Genomic DNA, 17247 nt, shown 5'->3' with positions numbered 1-17247 from the left:
TCACATGCGCGAGTGACTGCGAATGCTTCCACCCAATCGGCTTCTGCCCCTGAACAACAGCATCGGCCTGCTGGTGGTTGCCGCCCTTAATCCTGAGCACCCGGACTTTGAAACCCTGATCCGGGAGTTTCGCCTGTGCCTGAACAACTACGAAGCCTGGGCCGAACAGTTCTGGATGGGCTCGGCGCTGGACATCGAGCAGGTGTTCAAAGTCGGCAACGACGTCAACCTCAGCGCGCCCGTCAACAGCCGTAAACCCATCAGTTCTTCAGTGTTCATGTGCCCGGCCAGCGGCCCCTTGACCCTGGTGCACATGTTTGAAGCCGCTCGCTTTGTACCGATCGGCAACACCCCGCTGACACTCGAACCGGTGATTGCCGACGTCGGCGGCGTGTTGTCCTTCGGCGAACCGCAACGTTATGAAATCGGCCCGAGCGGCATTCTGGAGGTGAGCGATTGCGACCGGGGCCAGCGTTATCGCATCACCTTCTTTCCTGATGTTTCTACCCGGCATGTCCGGGCGCTGTATGCCTCTTATGAAAGTGTCATCAGTGGCCTGGAAGACTGGTTGCGTGGTGAATGGGCAGGGTTTCAGCCGCTTTGGACGGAGTTTTCCAGCGCCGGATTCCGCGAGCGTTTCGGTCAACTGCAACAGGCCGATTGGCGCGGCTTCGACAATGCCTTGCACGGCGTCTGGGATGACATCAAACAACTATTCGCCCTGCTCGCCGACTTGCAGGCCAATAGCGAAAAGCTGCTGGATTATCTGAGCGACATTGAGCTGGACGGTTTGCTGCAGGCTTCCCACGAGGCGATAGCCAACGGCCTGTTGATGCTCAGCGACGAGCCGCTTTTGTTCATTCATCTGGCGGCGTTCACCAGTTGGCTGAAGATGCTGCCGCCGCAATACGTGGCGGAAGTGGTCGCAGAAGTCCGTGTCGAATTGTTGATCAGTTTCTTGTTGATGCGCGTCTCTGGCGGCATTGGCGTGCAGCTGCGTTTGAGCAGCAAAGTGCTGGCGAAAATCAAATCGCCGCGCGCGCGGGAATGGCTGGCGGCTTCTGCTTTGCGCCTGGCTGAACTGAATTCCTCGCCTGATTTGACTCGCCATGCCGGCGCTTTGAAACCGCTGGTGCTCAATGTGCGTGACGTTGAGCTGAAACCGACGCCGTCGATTCCACTGAACATTCGTCAGGCCGATTCCGTGGTTTTGACGGTGCCGAATCCGGCGCCCCTCGCGCGGGACAAGTCGCATGGCATGAGCCGGATGGAGCGCCATGAGCCTCACGATGACGCGTCCGACCAAGCAACAAACCCCAACGGCGACAGCGCCGATTGTGTGCCGCAGACCTGCACCAACGGCTGCCCGGTGTCGATGGTTACCGGTGAGGAACTGCTGACTCTGAGCGATGGCGTGCTTGATGGTTTGTTGCCATTTGAGTTCACAAGGCTTTATCGCACCAGTGCCGCCGAGATCGACCTCGGGCTGGGATTTGGCTGGAGTCATTCGCTGGCGCATCGACTGGAGTTCGATGGCGATTGTGTTGTCTGGGTTGACCATGAAAACCGGCGTACGCGGTTTCCGTTGCCGAGCGTTGAGCGGCCGGCGATTCATAACAGTCTGTCGCGAGCGGCGATCTTTCTCGGGGATGAACCGGAAGAACTGATCCTCGCGCTGGCGGGGGATGCGGCGCGGTTTTATCACTTTCGCGCCGGGCGGCTGACGGCGATCAGCGATGCGTATGGCAATCGTCTGCGCATTGTTCGGGATCGGCAGGATCGGGTTCAGCGTCTGGACAACGGCGCGGGTCGGGCGCTGTTGTTGCGGTATGACCGCCAGCATTTGGTGGCCGTCGATTATCAGACTTTTCAGCAGGCTGAATGGACAACTGAGCAAACCCTCGTCAGTTACCGCTACGACGCCTATCAGCACTTGGTCGAAGCGCGTAACGCGGTCGGCGACAGCGAGCGTTACGACTACGACGATCAGCACGTCATTCTCCAGCGCCAACTCACGGGCGGCGCGAGTTTCTTCTGGGAGTGGGAACGGTCAGGGAAATCGGCACGTTGCGTGCGGCATTGGGCGTCGTTCTCGCAGATGGACACGCGCTACGTCTGGAATGACGACGGCAGCGTCGTCGTGCATCACGTCGATGGCACCGAAGAAACCTACGTCCACGACGACCGCGCACGGCTGGTGCGCAAGGTCGGGGCCGACGGCGGTGAACACCTCAAGACCTACGACGCTGCGGGCCGTTTGGTCGCCGAGCAGGATCCCTTAGGCGCGGTCACCGAATACCGCTACGACGATGTCGGACGGCTGATCGCGCTGCTTCCGCCAGACGATGTGCCAACGTCCTACGAGTACCGCAACGGTTTCCTGCACAGCCGCTCACGTGGCGACGCGGTATGGACCTATCGGCGCAATGCTCAGGGCGATGTCACTGAGGCGGTTGATCCCGATGGTCAGGTCAGCCATTACTACTACGACGCTCGCGGGCAGTTGCTGTCGATCCGTTACCCGGACACCAGTCGACACGTGTTTGTCTGGAACCCCCTCGGCCAGTTGGTTGAAGAAACCCTGCCCGATGGTGGTGTGCGACGTTTTTCCTACGATGCGCTAGGGCGGCGGAGCACGACTCAGGACGAACATGGCGCGATCACGCGTCAGCACTGGGATGCCGTTGGCCGACTGATCCAGACGACTTCTCCGACAGGCGCCACCCGCGCCTACAGCTACGGCGCCTACAACCAGGTTACTGCCGAGCGCGACGAACTCGGGCGTATCACTCGTTTCGAGTATGACGATGACCTGCACCTGGTTTCGCGCCGGATCAACCCCGACGGCACGCGGGTGCAGTACCGCTACGACCATGCGCAACTGCTGCTCACCGAAATTGAAAACGAGTCCGGCGAAAAGTATCGACTGGACTACACGCCGACCGGACTGATCCGACAGGAAACCGGCTTCGACGGGCGGCGTACAGGGTATGCCTATGACCTCAACGGTCATCTGCTGGAAAAGACCGAATTCGGCGATGACGGCTCGGTGTTGGTCACGGGCTATGAGCGCGATACGGCCGGGCGCCTGCTGGTCAAGACCTTGCCTGACGGGATCAAGGTCATCTATCAGTACGACCGCCTCGGTCGGCTGACTGGCGTCGACGACGGTCAGAAACATCCGTTGGCCTTCGAATACGACCTGCAAGACCGGCTGATCACCGAGCACCAAGGCTGGGGCACGCTGCGTTACGCCTACGACGCCTGCGGCCAGCTCAAACGCATGCGCCTGCCGGACAACAGTAAGCTCGATTATCAGTACGCCAAGGGCGGCGCGCTGACCGCCATCCACCTCAACGGCGCGCCGCTGACGCAACACGTCTATCAGTCGGGCCGCGAACAACAACGTCAGCAAGGCTTGCTGCTCAGCGAATATGCCTACGACGATCAGGGCCGCCTGCTCGCCCACGCCGTAGGCCATCAGCACGATTCGCTGTACCGCCGCGATTATGCCTACAGCGCCAACGGCAATCTGGAGCACATCGCCGACACTCGCCACGGCCAGCGCACCTACGGCTACGACGCCCTCAATCGGCTGATCCGCGTACGCCACTCACGTGACGAACTGCCGGAATCCTTCGCCCACGACCCGGCCGGCAACCTGCTCATGCAGGACCGCCCCGGCCCCACACAGATCAAGGGCAACCGCCTGCTGATGCAGGGCGATCGCCACTACGACTACGACGCCTTCGGCAACCTGATCCGCGAACGCCGCGGCACCGCGCAGAAACTCGTCACCGAATACCGCTACGACTGCCAGCACCGCCTCATCGGCCTGACCCGTCCCGACGGCAAAACCGCGACCTACCAGTACGACGCCTTCGGCCGGCGCATCCGCAAAACCGTCGACGGCGAAAAAACCGAGTTCTTCTGGCAAGGCGACCACCTCGTCGCCGAAAGCAGCAACACCCAGCACCGCAGCTACGTCTACGAACCCGGCACCTTCCGCCCGCTGGCGCTGCTCGACGGCAAAGGTCCGAAAAAGGCCTGCCCGTTCTACTACCAACTCGACCACCTCGGCACCCCGCAAGAACTCACCGACTACAGCGGCGAAATCGTCTGGTCGGCGCAATACGACGCCTACGGCAAAGTCGCCGCGATCACTCTGGCTGGCGAGGAATACCTGGATCAACCGCTGCGCTTTCAGGGGCAGTATTTCGACGCGGAAAGCGGCCTGCACTACAACCGGCACCGGTACTACGACCCACGACTTGGACGGTATCTGACGCCGGACCCGATCAAATTGGCGGGTGGGATTAATCAGTACCAGTACGTGCCGAATCCGACGGGGTGGGTGGATCCGTTGGGGTTGAGTTCGAATTGTCCTCCACCGGGTAAGCCGGGTTGTAAGGTGCCGGTTGATGTAAGTGGCGCTAAGGTAGATGAGGGTGAGCCTGCGCTGCCGGCTCCAGAGCTCACAGCCGAAGAGAAAGCCAAGAAAGAGATTATAAGATTGAACGACAGTCAGGGCATGCATATGGTTGGAAAGCATGATCCAGAGATTTCAAATGCCAAGTGGAAGCAGCGAGCTATTGATGGTACGAATCCAATAACAGGGAAAACACCGAAAAACAGACAGGGAAATCCAAGTTCGAGGTTTCATAGTTTCGAACTAATGCTGGAGGCCTATACTCTTGGGACTACGCGAGTTGAAAATGGCCTGCCACGGTTCACGGGAAAAGATGCTCAATTGGCAGACATTGTGAGGATGGATCTTCCGGGGGCGGGAGAGGGGTACATACCGAACTCAAAATCTGTTCAGAATCCCAAGCTAATTAAAATGAATAGATTTGAAATGAAATTTGATAAAGAAACAGGTGTTCCATTCACGCTTTACCCTATTAAGTAGGCTAGCAATGTTTATAGATCCAGATACCGGTCAGCCATTTAACCCTACTCCCGCTTTTTTTTTGGCGGGCGTCGATATTTATGATCGAGAAGAAACTTTAGGGGAAAGGCTGGAAAAGCTTGATCCCAATGATTCCGCTGATAGGGAAAGAATAATACTTGATTACTGCTTACCTACAAGGAAGTCGTATCGACATAAATATTTGATTTATAAGTCACTAGAAAATGCCTTAAATGAAGCGGATTATGATTTTGAATCGTTTTTTAAATATGATCCGGAGGCGTACTCTTCATTCCCGGATGGCTGGGATGAGATGCTAAGTTTCAGAGTTTTTTTTGAGGATATATTTAGGTTGGCTACGATCGTATGGGAAGATGATTTGCGAAAGGCTAGTCTTGAAGATCAATTAAATTGGTAAATATTTAAATTGGCATAAACTGGCTAAAAGTTTTGAGTTTGTTCGAATAATCAGCGTTGGCCGATTAGTTGCAGGGTGTGGAGGCCGAAGGTGGTGGTGGTGTCCAGCAAATGCACGCTATACCCCCGGAACATTCTTCGCATGATGCTTAGCCTGCAAAGCCATCTCCGCGAGCTGGCTGGCGTCGTGTTGTGCGCAAGTTTCAGGATGCAGATGCACCACGCCGATCGATAGTGACAGCAGCGGAAACTCCTGCCGCACACCCTGACGATTCGGCGCAATAAAGCATCTCCGGTTAAGCCGGGTTGTAAGGTGCCGATTGATGTAAGTGGCGCTAAGGTAGATGAGGGTGAGCCGAACCTACCGGCCATTGCTCACAATATAGATCCAAAAACTTTGAAGCGAGTACATACAATAGAGGGAAAGACTTCAACCAAGACAGTCGAGGATTATAAAATCAAAATGCGCAACGGATACGACTCAGAAGTCCCCATCGACGTCATAGAACATGACGGCAACCTATATATTCTGGACGGACACCATCGCGCAGCAGCTGCACGGCAAACTTCGACAAATGTGACCATTAGGCTCACAACCGATCTCTTAAAGTACGACAGAACTCTAAATAGTATTGAAGAGGTAATAGAGTCAGCAAACAACGTAGGTTTAGACAGATTGGAGCATCGGAGAAGAAGATGAGCAATCAAAATGAAACTTTGGAAATCCTGATAAATGACTTCATCTCCATGGTGGACTCCAGCACGGCGATATTTGAGTGCAAATTTGGCACTCGAGACATTCGAAGGCTTTGGCGCACCAAGGCAATAAAGCGATGCAGAAAAGTCACTCGAGGCGTTAAATATGAATTGCATGGTATTGGCTGCCGCATCAATTTATCGACAGGAAGCGTAGATTTTGACTATGGCCCTAACGGTGAGATTAATGGGTTTGATACTTGGCGCTTATACAACTTTGCCCGTGAAAGACCATCCAAACATAAAAAATATTGCGACGAAGAAATCATTAAAAAAGAACTCGAAGAATATATAAAGCTAAAAAAAATCAAAAAAATGTCAGCCGTCAGCAACCTGTATGTATTGACTGACTCAAAAGAAACCGATTAGACACGAACACAAAAAGGGCCTGTTGACTCAGGCCCTTAAAAACAAATCCAAACGCTCAACCCACTACAAAAAAACCTCAGCACTCATCCTCGCGTCATACTCACCGCCCAAGGCATCGTAAATGACAAATGATTCCTTCCCTGAGCTTTTTCAATTCCTCGGCGCATATTTCCATGAAGGCTGGATGTGTGAGTCCGATTTGGCAGATGACATTATCAAGTCGTTCATTGCAGATTCCGAAGCAGCCGTACTCCTAAATGTAGCGAAGGAAATTGCGGCGCTCCTGACTATGAATATTACAGAGCCTGACTTACGAAACTTCTTATTGAAGGAAATAGGATGTTGTTACTGCTATTGGCATGAATGGCCAAATGGGGCCGAATGGCTGGCACACATTAATCTTTTACTGAAAAAAAGAAGTAATTGACCAATCATTAGTCTTTTGGAGCATCTTCACCCAACTCATCGCCCTCCTCATCCTCCAACGGCAAATCATCCCGCCCCAGCGGATCCGTAGGCGAAGGCAACGGATACTCCGGCGTGTCATCGACCTCGTCGCTCTTCAGATCATCACTCATTTCACACCTCTCAAGGGGCCTGAAAAAAACAGGCCCTGAAAATTCCAGATTCACGTCAACACCACATTCGTCCCAGCGTAGGCCGGATCACTGCTCATCCTCCTCCTCGTCATACTCATCATCCAGCGCATCATCCGAATCATTCAACGGCACCTTCGCATCACCCATCACCGACCCCGGATCTTCATTCCCCGGATCGTTGATGAAAGGCAGCCCACTTGGACCTTTTTCTTCCTTGCCTTCAGTTTCGGGAGTCATGGCATACCTCGGGAATTCGGGGGAGTGTATGACGTTCGAAACGCCCTGCCGCCAATCGTTCCCGAGTCCGGTGAGCAGAAACGAAAAACCCGGCACATGGCCGGGTTTCTGTTTAAACATCAATTAATGATGTTTGTTCTTATGCTTGTTCTTGTGTTTATGACCGCCACCGCCGGAATGAGACTTACCGCCATCGTCACCCAGGTTGTTGCCGACCGCGCCACCTGCCGCGCCACCCAAGCCTGCACCGATGGCCGAACCGGTCGAGCCGCCCATGCTGTTGCCGATCACTGATCCGCCAGCGGCGCCGAGGCCGCCGCCAATCGCGGCTTCGGTGCGACTGCGTTTATCCGCGCCGACGGCACTGCCCGCAGCGCCGCCCAAACCTGCACCCACTGCGGCGCCAGTGCTACCACCGAGTTGTCCACCGACCACGTTGCCCAATGCACCACCCAGGCCGCCACCGACGGCGGCCGTGCCGTCGCCGGCAGCCATAGCGCCTTGAGCAACCAGCAATCCGAAAAACAGTGCAGATAATGACAATCGCATTTGAACCTCACAGTTCCCGAAGCGGGACAGTCCGCCCGTACAAGGGCTTATAACCCATTGGAGGCGTTTGCGGGAAAAACGTTCAGCAACGAAAAAGCCCGACATCGAGTCGGGCTTTTTCTGACACGCAATCACTCTCAGTGACGCTTGTGGCCTTTGGACAGGTTGCTGCCCACCGCGCCGCCCGCGGCACCACCCAGACCAGCACCGATGGTAGCGCCATTTCTGCCGCCGAGGCTGTTGCCAATCACCGAACCGCCGGCCGCGCCGACACCGCCGCCAATGGCCGCTTTGGTCCGGCTGCCCTTGCGTGCCGCCACCGCACTGCCCGCTGCGCCTGCTACGCCCGCGCCAATCGCGGCACCGGTGCTGCCGCCCATTTTCTGGCCGACCACATTACCCAGCGCGCCACCCAGACCACCGCCCAATGCCGCAGTGCCGTCGCCGGCAGCCATTGCACCTTGAGCCACGAAAAGGCCAAGAACCAAAGCAGGGAGTGCTAAACGCATGACGAAAACCTCAAAAACAGAGATACAAAAAGGGTCGGGATTTAATGTCGCCAAAGGGCAAAAGTCCAGACGAAACCAAAGCGCAGCGAGCACTTGGCGCCGATTTGACCGCGATTCTGGAAAAGGTTTTACGACAGGCAAAAAAAAGCCCGCTGGGGAGACGGGCTGGAGACTTGCTTTCTAACGGATGGCTTCACCTTAATCCGGACTACGTGAAAAGTTTGTGAAAAAAAACCGAGATCTTTAAACCATTCGCAGAACGTTTCGGAAGCCACCGATCTGACGTAAAAAAACCCCGTTCAATGACGGGGTTTATGTCGAGAAAGCTTATTTTCTGGCCCGCGCCACCTTGGGAAGGAATTTCGCCTTCGGCCCTTTCGGCGCTGCGGATTTGATCTTGGCGTTCTGAATCGTGTCTTCACCAAAGCCCGACTGGTACTCGCTCTGTCCGCAGCGTACGCAGTTGTTGAAGGAAAATTCAGCGCCATCGTCTTCGATATACGGTGCAGTCATGCCCTCTCCCCTTCGTAACAGGTCGACACCGGCAAAACCCTCTCGCCTGAAAAATATCGACCCCTCAGGATTTTGAGACTAGCCGGTCATTACCGGACTTGTGATTCAGATTGACCAACGCCCGACGAATGGCCCGCTAAAATCCAACGCCGCGGCGGCCCGCTCAGCGCAGCTTCACCGCTGTTCCCGTCACAAACACCACAACCATGCCGCCCTTGCCCGCCGGCATGCTGATCTCGAAATCCAGTCCGACCACCGCATCTGCCTGCAAGGCACGCGCTCGTTCCTTGATCTCGTCCGTTGCCTGAATCCGCGCTTCTTTCAATGCCCGCTCCAGTGTTTGCGACCGTCCCCCAAAAAAGTCGCGCATACCGGCGAACATGTCACGGATCACGTTGACGCCTTGCACCGACTCGGCACTGACAATGTCCAGATACGCGGTGATCTGCCGGCCTTCGATGGCGTGAGTGGTGGAGATGATCATGAACGTCGTCCTTTTACTGGCAATAAAGCCGCGATTGTAATGCTCAAACCAGAATCAGCCGACCACATCGCACACGTCGGCAAATTCCAGACACCAAAAACCACAAACCCCCGATTTTCTCTAAGAAAATCAGGGGTTTGTGTTTACTGAATATGGCGGTGAAGGAGAGATTCGAACTCTCGATACAGTTTCCTGTATACACACTTTCCAGGCGTGCTCCTTAAGCCACTCGGACACTTCACCGTATCTCTTCAAACATGTTCTGTCTGTCGAGGCGCGCTAATGTAGTCGAAAGCTTTTCCGATGGCAAACTTTTTTTCAGAATTTTCATGCGGTTAAGAGAAAAAGTGGATTTCCCCGCCGACGAGCCATGGCAAACCGGCCAATCTCCGGTGAGGGCGCTCCTTCTATATAGAAGCAGAATGGCTCACCGCGCTGGCTACACCGGGAAACGGTGACCGGCGGGTCAGTCACGGCGCTTTACCTGGCCTGCGGTGGTGGGTAACGTCTGCCCATCTTTCTTACAAGGAATAGCGTCATGAGTGAGTTGATTTCCTACCACCTCGAAGACGGTATCGCGACCCTGACCTTGAGTAACGGCAAGGTCAATGCCATTTCCCCGGACGTGATTGCAGCGTTCAACGCGGCGCTGGATCAGGCAGTGACTGATCGTGCCATCGTGATCATCACCGGTCAGCCAGGCATTTTGTCCGGCGGCTATGATCTGAAGGTGATGACCGCCGGCCCGAAAGAAGCCGTGGCGCTGGTCACCGCGGGGTCGACTTTGGCCCGTCGTCTGCTTTCTCACCCGTTCCCGGTGATCGTTGCTTGCCCGGGTCATGCCGTGGCCAAAGGCGCGTTCATTCTGTTGTCTGCCGATTACCGCATCGGTGTCGATGGCCCGTTCAGCATTGGCCTGAACGAAGTGCAGATCGGCATGACCATGCACCACGCCGGTATCGAACTGGCCCGTGATCGCCTGCGTCGCTCGGCGTTCCACCGTTCGGTGATCAACGGTGAGATGTTCGATCCGCAAAGTGCTGTGGATGCCGGTTTCCTCGACAAGGTAGTGTCGGCAGAAGAGTTGCAAGGCGCCGCCCTCGCCGCCGCACGTCAATTGAAGAAGATCAACATGACCGCGCACAAGAACACCAAACTGAAGGTGCGCAAGGCGCTGCTGGAAACCCTGGATAACGCGATCATCCAGGATCAGGAGCATCTGGGTTAAACCCGGCTCACGCGATAAAGAAAAGCCCGACCGTCGTGTCGGGCTTTTTCTTACACGCTCGGTTGAACATGCCGTGGCTGCTCTAGGACGCGTCTGACGACCGGCTTGGAAACATGCGCTTAAACATCGGCTTTCTCCGGACTCTATAGTGGCAATTGCCGAAAACAGTGCACATCCGTACACTGCGCCACCTTTTGTCCCGGTGGGGCCTGAAAATGCTGTTCGTGTTTCGTATGTTGTTGATGGGCCTGCACTTTATTCTGGCGGGTGTGCTTGGAGTTGTCCTCGGTCTGTGCCGTCCATTCAATCCGGACAACAGCCGTCTGTGCGCCCGCCTCTACGCTCTGCCAGCGATGTGCATTTTGCGTCTGCGCGTGAAGACCGATGTCAGCGGGTTGATAAACAAGCCCGACAGTTGCGTGATCATCGCCAACCACCAGTCCAATTATGATCTGTTCGTGTTCGGCAATGTCGTGCCGCGCCGTACCGTGTGCATCGGCAAGAAGAGCCTGAAATGGGTGCCGTTGTTCGGGCAACTGTTCTGGCTAGCCGGCAATGTGTTGATCGACCGCGGGAACGCGCAGAAAGCCCGCCAGTCGATGGTTACCACCACGAATACGTTGCAGAACGAAAAGACCTCGATCTGGGTGTTTCCCGAAGGCACGCGCAACCTCGGCGAAGAGCTGCTGCCCTTCAAAAAAGGCGCGTTCCAGATGGCGATTGCTGCCGGTGTGCCGATCGTTCCGGTATGTGTCAGCAGCTACGTCAAGCACATGCGCCTGAACCGCTGGCGCAGCGGGAAAATCCTCATACGCTCGCTGCCGGCAATTCCCACTGCCGGGCTGACCATGGACGACATGCCCATGCTTATCGAGCAGTGCCGCGAGCAGATGCGCGAATGCATCGAAGCGATGGATCGGCAACTACAAGCCGCCTGAAAAACAAACCCGCCCTGTGCGGGTTTTCTTTTGCCGGGTGAACTGTGCAGATTTCACTGACTCTCAAGCAGCGACACGGCTAAGCTGAAGCCTTGTTTCCCTGTCATCTGCCAAGAAGAAGTGAATCACCACCATGGGTCGAGTTGTTGCTGCTGCGGTGTACAGCGCGGGTAAGAAAGTCACCAATATTTCCCTGGATGAAGGCGCGGCCTGGGCTGAAAAGCCCGGTCACTTTGTGTGGATCGGCCTTGAAGAGCCGGACGCTCAGGAACTTTCCAATCTGCAGCGCCAATTCAACCTGCACGAATTGGCCATCGAAGATGCCCTGGAAAAACATAGCCGACCGAAGCTGGAAACCTTTGGCGACGCTTTGTTTATCGTCACCTACTCGCCCATTCGTGAACACGGGATTCTGCAGTTCATCGAAACCCATATCTTCGCCGGCAAGGGCTACATCATTACCGCACGCAACGGTCACTCGGCGTCCTACGCCCATGTCCGCCAACGTTGTGAGGCGCGTCCGCTGTTGCTGGAGCATGGGGAAGATTTCGTACTTTATGCGCTGCTCGACTTTGTCATCGAAAACTATCAGCCCGTGGGCGAAGCGATCCACGCCGAGATTGATGAGCTGGAGCGTAACGTCCTGTGCAGTGCGTTGAACGAGCACGACATTCAGAAGTTGCACGGATTGCGCCGTGATGTCGTGCGTCTGCGCCGCTATGCGGCGCCGATGGTGGAGATCAGTGAGGAACTGCAAAAACTGAGCTTCCCGTTCATCGACAAGAACATGCGCCCGTATTTCCGCGATGTGCAGATCCATGTAACACGGCAGATGGAAGACCTGACGACACTGGCAGACATTGCAAGCCAGACCATCGAGATTGGAGTGTTGCTGGAAGCGTCACGGCAGAGCGTGGTGCAGCGCAAGTTTGCCGCATGGGCGGCGATTCTGGCGTTTCCGACGGCAGTGGCGGGGATTTACGGGATGAATTTCCAGAACATGCCGGAGCTCACCTGGCATTACGGCTATTTTGGCGTGCTGAGTTTTATCACGGTGGGTTGTGTGAGTTTGTGGGCGAGTTTCAAGAAGTCCGGATGGTTGTAAAAGCCAAAAGATCGTCCGATCGCGGCCCGAGCCTTCGGCAACTCCTACAGGTGTACCTGATCCCAATGTAGGAGCTGCCGCAGGCTGCGATCTTTTGATCTGCTGTTAAACAGTTGCTGGCTTGTGCGCCACAAACCGCATCATCCATTCCGCGACCGTAGCACCATGGTGCTCTTGCTCCAGGCTGGCCACGCCCGTGCTGTAAATCTGTGTACCCAAGGCTTCCTGACGCAGATCCAACAACGCGCGCGAGTAGTCGTGAATGAATTCCGGATGCCCCTGGAAGCACAGCACTTGGTCATTGATGTGATAAGCCGCGAACGGGCAGAAATCACTGGAAGCGATGACCGTGGCGTTTTCCGGTAGTGCGGTGACCTGATCCTGATGGCTGATCAGCAGTGTCAGCTCTTCACGCACCGGGCTCATCCACGGCGCCTTGGCCGCCAGTTTGTAGTTATGGGTGCCGACGCCCCAGCCTTGCGTGGCACGTTCACTCTTGCCGCCCAGCAACAGCGCCAGCAGTTGATGACCGAAGCACACGCCGAGCAGCTTGTCGCCACGCTCGTAGCGGGTCAGCAAGTATTCCCTGAGGGTCTCGATCCACGGGTCGGTGCCGAAAGAATCGGCCTTGCTGCCAGTGACCAGATACGCATCGAACGTCAGGTCGTCACTCGGGTATTCGCCCTGCATCACGTTGTACACCGTGAACTCGGCGGCAATCGGTTGCTGCGAGAACAGGCGCTGGAACATCTGCCCGTAACCCTGATATTGATCGACCAGTTCTGGACGCAGGATGTCGGTTTCCAGGATGCAGATGCGTAGCGACATAAAAAATACCTGACACGTGATGGGAATAATGAACACCCCAGAGCCTGCCCTGAAACACCCTGGCAAGGCAAGCCCCGGAATGCTCGTCGCCCTTAGAACATCTCACCTTTTGCCGCTTTATCCAGCAGCAGCGCCGGCGGTGCGAAACGCTCGCCATACTGTTCGGCCAAATACTGCGCGCGGGCGACGAAATCCTTTACTCCATACTGGTTGATGTACTGCAACGCACCGCCGGTCCATGCCGCAAAACCGATACCGAAGATCGAGCCGACGTTGGCATCCGCCGTCGAGGTCAGCACGCCCTCCTCCACACAGCGCACGGTTTCGATGGCCTGCACAAACAGCAAGCGGTCGCGCACATCCTTCGGAGAAATCTGCCCGTCAGCTTTCTCGAAACACGTTTTCAGTTCAGGCCACAAATGTTTCTGGCCGCCAGCCGGATACTCGTAGAAACCGCCACCTGCGGCTTTGCCCGGGCGCTTGTATTCGTTGAGCAGCAAGTCAATCACGGCAAACGCCGGGTGTTCAATCAGCGGTTTCCCTTCTGCTTGTAGGTCCTTGGCGGTTTGCTTGCGGATATGGCTCATCAGGCTGAGGGAAACTTCGTCGGAGATCGCCAGAGGCCCGACTGGCATCCCGGCCTTGCGCGCTTCGGTCTCGATCATCGGCGCGCTCACGCCTTCACCGAGCATGGCAATGCCTTCATTGGTGAACGTGCCGAACACCCGCGAGGTGAAAAAGCCGCGACTGTCGTTGACGACGATCGGGGTTTTCTTGATTTGCAGGACGAAATCAAACCCGCGAGCGAGGGTTTCGTCGCTGGTTTGCGCGCCTTTGATGATTTCCACCAACGGCATTTTTTCCACCGGGCTGAAGAAATGCAGGCCGATGAATTTGCTTTGATCCGGTACCGCCGTCGCCAGCCCGGTGATCGGCAAGGTCGACGTGTTGGAGGCAATCACAGCGTCGGCGCCGACCACTTTCTGCGCCGCCGAAGAGACCCTCGCCTTGAGTTCACGATCTTCAAAAACCGCCTCGATGATCAAATCGCAACCGGACAGGTCAGCATCGTTGTCGCTGGTATGAATCCGCGCCAGCACTGCGTCCCGCTGCGCAGTATCCATCTGACCACGGGCGACTTTCTTGTCGAGCAGCGCCGCCGAATGCGCTTTGCCCTTTTCGGCAGCAGCAAGGTTGATGTCCTTGAGCACCACCTCGATACCCGCCGAGGCGCTGACAAAAGCGATCCCCGCGCCCATCATCCCGGCGCCGAGCACGCCGACCTTACGCGTAACGAACGGCGCAAAGCCCTGCGGCCGCGAGCCTCCTGCGTTGATTTCGTTGAGTTGAAACCAGAACGTGCCGATCAGGTTTTTCGAGATCTGGCCGGTGGTCAATTCTGTGAAGTAGCGGGTTTCAATCAAGTGCGCCGTGTCGAAATCCACCTGCGCGCCTTCCACCGCCGCACACAGAATTTTCTCCGGCGCCGGCAGCGTGCCTTGGGTCTTGGTGCGCAGGATCGACGGCGCAATCGCCAACATCTGCGCGACTTTCGGATTCGACGGCGTGCCGCCAGGAATCTGATAACCCTTCACATCCCAACGTTGCACCGCCGTAGGATTGGCAGCGATCCAGGCACGCGCATTGGCCAGCAGCTCATCGCGATCAGCCGCCAACTCATCGATCAATCCGGCCTGCAAAGCCTGTTGCGGACGGACCTTTTTGCCTTCGAGCAAATACGGCAGCGCCTTCTCGATGCCGAGCATGCGCACCATGCGCACCACCCCGCCGCCACCCGGCAACAAGCCGAGGGTCACCTCCGGCAGACCAAGTTGCACCGACGCATCGTCCAGTGCGATCCGGTGATGACACGCCAGACAAATTTCCCATCCGCCGCCGAGCGCCGCGCCGTTGATGGCCGCGACCACCGGCTTACCGAGGGTTTCCAGGGTGCGCAATTGCCCTTTGAGGGTCAGCACCATGTCGTAGAAGGCTTTGGCTTCAGGCTTGCCGACCTTGATCAGCTCATTAAGGTCGCCGCCGGCGAAGAAGGTTTTCTTCGCCGACGTGATGATGACGCCGGCAATGCTTTCTTTTTCAGCCACAAGCCGGGCAACGCAGGCGGCCATTGCCTCGCGGTACACGGCGTTCATGGTATTGGCGCTCTGGCCCGGCATGTCGATGGTGAGGACGACAATGCCGTCCTGACCTTTTTCGTAACGAATGGCTTCGCTCATAACAAGGTTCCTTGAATTCGGGGCTCAGAGGCGTTCGATGATGGTGGCAATGCCCATGCCGCCGCCGACGCACAGCGTCGCCAGGCCATAGCGCAGGCGCCGGGTTTCCAGTTCATCGAGCAAGGTGCCGAGGATCGCGCATCCGGTGGCGCCGAGCGGATGGCCCATGGCGATGGAACCGCCGTTGACGTTGACCTTGTCCGGATCGACGGCCATGTCCTTGATGAACTTCAACACCACCGAAGCAAACGCTTCGTTGACCTCGAACAGGTCGATGTCTTCCACGCGCAGGCCGGCCTTGGCCAGTGCCTTGCGAGTGGCCGGCGCGGGGCCCGTGAGCATGATGGTTGGATCGGTGCTGGTCACCGCCGTGGCGACAATCCGCGCCCGTGGCTGCAAGCCCAGCGCCCGGCCCTTGGCTTCGGAACCGATCAGCATCAGCGCCGCGCCATCGACGATCCCGGAACTGTTGCCGGGTGTATGGACGTGGTTGATCCGTTCGACATGGCTGTAAACCCGCAGCGCCGTCGCGTCGAAACCCATCTGGCCCATCATTTCGAAACTCGGCTTGAGCTTGCCAAGCCCTTCCAGGGTCGACTCGGCACGAATGAATTCATCGTGATCGAGCAGGATGATGCCGTTCTGATCCTGCACCGGCACCAGTGACTTGTTGAACGAGCCATCGGCCCGCGCCCGTGCGGCTTTCTGTTGCGAGTGCAGCGCGTAGGCATCGACGTCCTGACGGCTGAAGCCTTCGAGGGTGGCGATCAGGTCGGCGCCGACACCTTGTGGGGTGAAGTGGCCGTGCAAATTGGTTTGCGGGTCGAGCGCCCAGGCGCCGCCGTCGCTGCCCATCGGCACGCGTGACATCGATTCGACGCCGCCGACCACCACCAGGTCCTCGAATCCCGAACGCACTTTCATCGCGCCGAGGTTCACCGCTTCCAGACCCGAGGCGCAGAAACGGTTGATCTGCACGCCAGCCACGCTGACGTCCCAATCGGCCACTTGCACGGCGGTTTTGGCGATGTCCGAGCCTTGATCGCCAATCGGTGTGACGCAGCCCAGCACCACATCATCGACCTGGCTGGTGTCCAGCGCCGTGCGCTGTTGCAATGCAGTCAGCAACCCGGCCACCAGGTTCACCGGTTTGACGCTGTGCAGGGCACCATCGGCCTTGCCTTTGCCGCGCGGTGTGCGTAACGCATCGAAAATCAAAGCTTGGGTCATGACGTCCTCGAACCTGTGCGGTGAGTGAATTCTTGTGCTCCCACTCTTGGCTCGCGCACTCAAGTATTCAATGACCACAGCGCTCAATGGTGTTGACGCACACGCTCAGACGGACGGTCATCGGGTATCGGGTGAACCGGTTCAGGTCAGCGAGTTGTCTAGCAAGCGGGCGGCGACGGAGCTGGCAATACGCCTCATGCCTTTTTAATCGCTAACAGCTGGAAGTCCATATGAAATGGATCTAAGCCAAGCGTGACGCGGGCCCTAAGGTAAGACATGTACGTCATGGTCGTCGGGTTTTGCCGAGGCAGGCGTTCTTTAACAGGAAGTGCATCGCTT

At 56.7% G+C, this 17247-nt stretch carries 16 protein-coding genes, 1 tRNA gene and 1 pseudogene; 7 read left to right on the top strand and 11 right to left on the bottom strand.

Annotation, left to right across the window (positions count from 1 at the left end):
• Positions 1 to 22 precede the first annotated feature (22 nt).
• The gene (locus ACA061_RS08675) at positions 23 to 4909 is read left to right on the top strand and encodes an RHS repeat-associated core domain-containing protein (protein ID WP_497301174.1); all 4887 of its coding nucleotides are present in this window, start codon (positions 23 to 25) and stop codon (positions 4907 to 4909) included.
• Positions 4910 to 4916: 7 nt separating this feature from the next.
• On the top strand, positions 4917 to 5327 hold the full coding sequence (locus tag ACA061_RS08670) for a hypothetical protein (protein ID WP_497301173.1): 411 nt from the start codon (positions 4917 to 4919) through the stop codon (positions 5325 to 5327).
• A 50-nt stretch (positions 5328 to 5377) separates the two neighbouring features.
• On the opposite strand, the pseudogene ACA061_RS08665 reads toward ACA061_RS08670, so the two are convergent.
• A pseudogene (locus ACA061_RS08665) lies at positions 5378 to 5627 on the bottom strand (diguanylate phosphodiesterase); the annotation flags it as partial.
• Between the two features lie 395 nt (positions 5628 to 6022).
• Here ACA061_RS08665 and ACA061_RS08660 point away from each other — a divergent pair.
• Both ACA061_RS08660 and ACA061_RS08655 read left to right on the top strand, forming a co-directional pair.
• On the top strand, positions 6023 to 6451 hold the full coding sequence (locus ACA061_RS08660) for a DUF6896 domain-containing protein (RefSeq protein ID WP_497301172.1): 429 nt from the start codon (positions 6023 to 6025) through the stop codon (positions 6449 to 6451).
• Between the two features lie 121 nt (positions 6452 to 6572).
• Positions 6573 to 6878 (top strand): contact-dependent growth inhibition system immunity protein, encoded by a 306-nt coding sequence (locus tag ACA061_RS08655; RefSeq protein ID WP_497301171.1) that lies wholly within the window; start codon positions 6573 to 6575, stop codon positions 6876 to 6878.
• A gap of 7 nt (positions 6879 to 6885) precedes the next feature.
• Here the strand turns inward: ACA061_RS08655 and ACA061_RS08650 are convergent, their stop codons facing one another.
• The 7 genes from ACA061_RS08650 to ACA061_RS08620 form a co-directional block, all read right to left on the bottom strand.
• Positions 6886 to 7029 (bottom strand): hypothetical protein, encoded by a 144-nt coding sequence (locus ACA061_RS08650; protein ID WP_497301170.1) that lies wholly within the window; start codon positions 7027 to 7029, stop codon positions 6886 to 6888.
• Positions 7030 to 7116: 87 nt separating this feature from the next.
• Positions 7117 to 7287 carry a hypothetical protein gene (locus ACA061_RS08645; RefSeq protein WP_210702085.1) on the bottom strand — a complete coding sequence of 57 codons (171 nt, stop codon included), beginning with the start codon at positions 7285 to 7287 and terminating at the stop codon, positions 7117 to 7119.
• Between the two features lie 123 nt (positions 7288 to 7410).
• Positions 7411 to 7836: a glycine zipper domain-containing protein gene (locus tag ACA061_RS08640; protein ID WP_150601317.1), complete on the bottom strand. Its 426-nt coding sequence runs from the start codon at positions 7834 to 7836 to the stop codon at positions 7411 to 7413.
• Between the two features lie 137 nt (positions 7837 to 7973).
• The gene (locus ACA061_RS08635; RefSeq protein ID WP_497301169.1) at positions 7974 to 8345 is read right to left on the bottom strand and encodes a glycine zipper domain-containing protein; all 372 of its coding nucleotides are present in this window, start codon (positions 8343 to 8345) and stop codon (positions 7974 to 7976) included.
• A 327-nt stretch (positions 8346 to 8672) separates the two neighbouring features.
• The gene (locus tag ACA061_RS08630) at positions 8673 to 8858 is read right to left on the bottom strand and encodes a hypothetical protein (protein WP_150601316.1); all 186 of its coding nucleotides are present in this window, start codon (positions 8856 to 8858) and stop codon (positions 8673 to 8675) included.
• Between the two features lie 163 nt (positions 8859 to 9021).
• Positions 9022 to 9342 (bottom strand): YbjQ family protein, encoded by a 321-nt coding sequence (locus ACA061_RS08625; protein WP_047300625.1) that lies wholly within the window; start codon positions 9340 to 9342, stop codon positions 9022 to 9024.
• A 153-nt stretch (positions 9343 to 9495) separates the two neighbouring features.
• Positions 9496 to 9585: transfer RNA gene (locus ACA061_RS08620), tRNA-Ser, on the bottom strand.
• A gap of 295 nt (positions 9586 to 9880) precedes the next feature.
• On the opposite strand from ACA061_RS08620, the gene ACA061_RS08615 reads away from it, so the two are divergent.
• From ACA061_RS08615 to ACA061_RS08605, 3 genes are all read left to right on the top strand, one after another.
• Positions 9881 to 10570, top strand: coding sequence for a crotonase/enoyl-CoA hydratase family protein (locus tag ACA061_RS08615; protein ID WP_042558469.1), 690 nt, complete (start codon positions 9881 to 9883; stop codon positions 10568 to 10570).
• A gap of 215 nt (positions 10571 to 10785) precedes the next feature.
• Positions 10786 to 11508, top strand: a complete 723-nt coding sequence (locus ACA061_RS08610) for a lysophospholipid acyltransferase family protein (RefSeq protein WP_150618576.1) — start codon at positions 10786 to 10788, stop codon at positions 11506 to 11508.
• Between the two features lie 133 nt (positions 11509 to 11641).
• Complete coding sequence (locus ACA061_RS08605) at positions 11642 to 12613, top strand: magnesium and cobalt transport protein CorA (protein WP_150601314.1); 972 nt, start codon at positions 11642 to 11644, stop codon at positions 12611 to 12613.
• A 105-nt stretch (positions 12614 to 12718) separates the two neighbouring features.
• Here ACA061_RS08605 and ACA061_RS08600 read toward each other — a convergent pair whose 3' ends face one another.
• The 3 genes from ACA061_RS08600 to ACA061_RS08590 all read right to left on the bottom strand — a co-directional run bounded on the left by ACA061_RS08600 (position 12719) and on the right by ACA061_RS08590 (position 16908).
• Entirely contained in the window at positions 12719 to 13441 is a 723-nt protein-coding gene (locus ACA061_RS08600; protein ID WP_150618577.1) for an amidotransferase, read from the bottom strand.
• A gap of 92 nt (positions 13442 to 13533) precedes the next feature.
• Complete coding sequence (locus ACA061_RS08595) at positions 13534 to 15678, bottom strand: 3-hydroxyacyl-CoA dehydrogenase NAD-binding domain-containing protein (RefSeq protein WP_497301168.1); 2145 nt, start codon at positions 15676 to 15678, stop codon at positions 13534 to 13536.
• Between the two features lie 24 nt (positions 15679 to 15702).
• Positions 15703 to 16908 (bottom strand): acetyl-CoA C-acetyltransferase, encoded by a 1206-nt coding sequence (locus ACA061_RS08590; RefSeq protein WP_150618579.1) that lies wholly within the window; start codon positions 16906 to 16908, stop codon positions 15703 to 15705.
• Between the last annotated feature and the right edge of the window lie 339 nt (positions 16909 to 17247).

This window comes from Pseudomonas sp. LBUM1668 (genome assembly GCF_059695715.1).
This window is presented reverse-complemented; position numbering and strand designations above follow the sequence as displayed.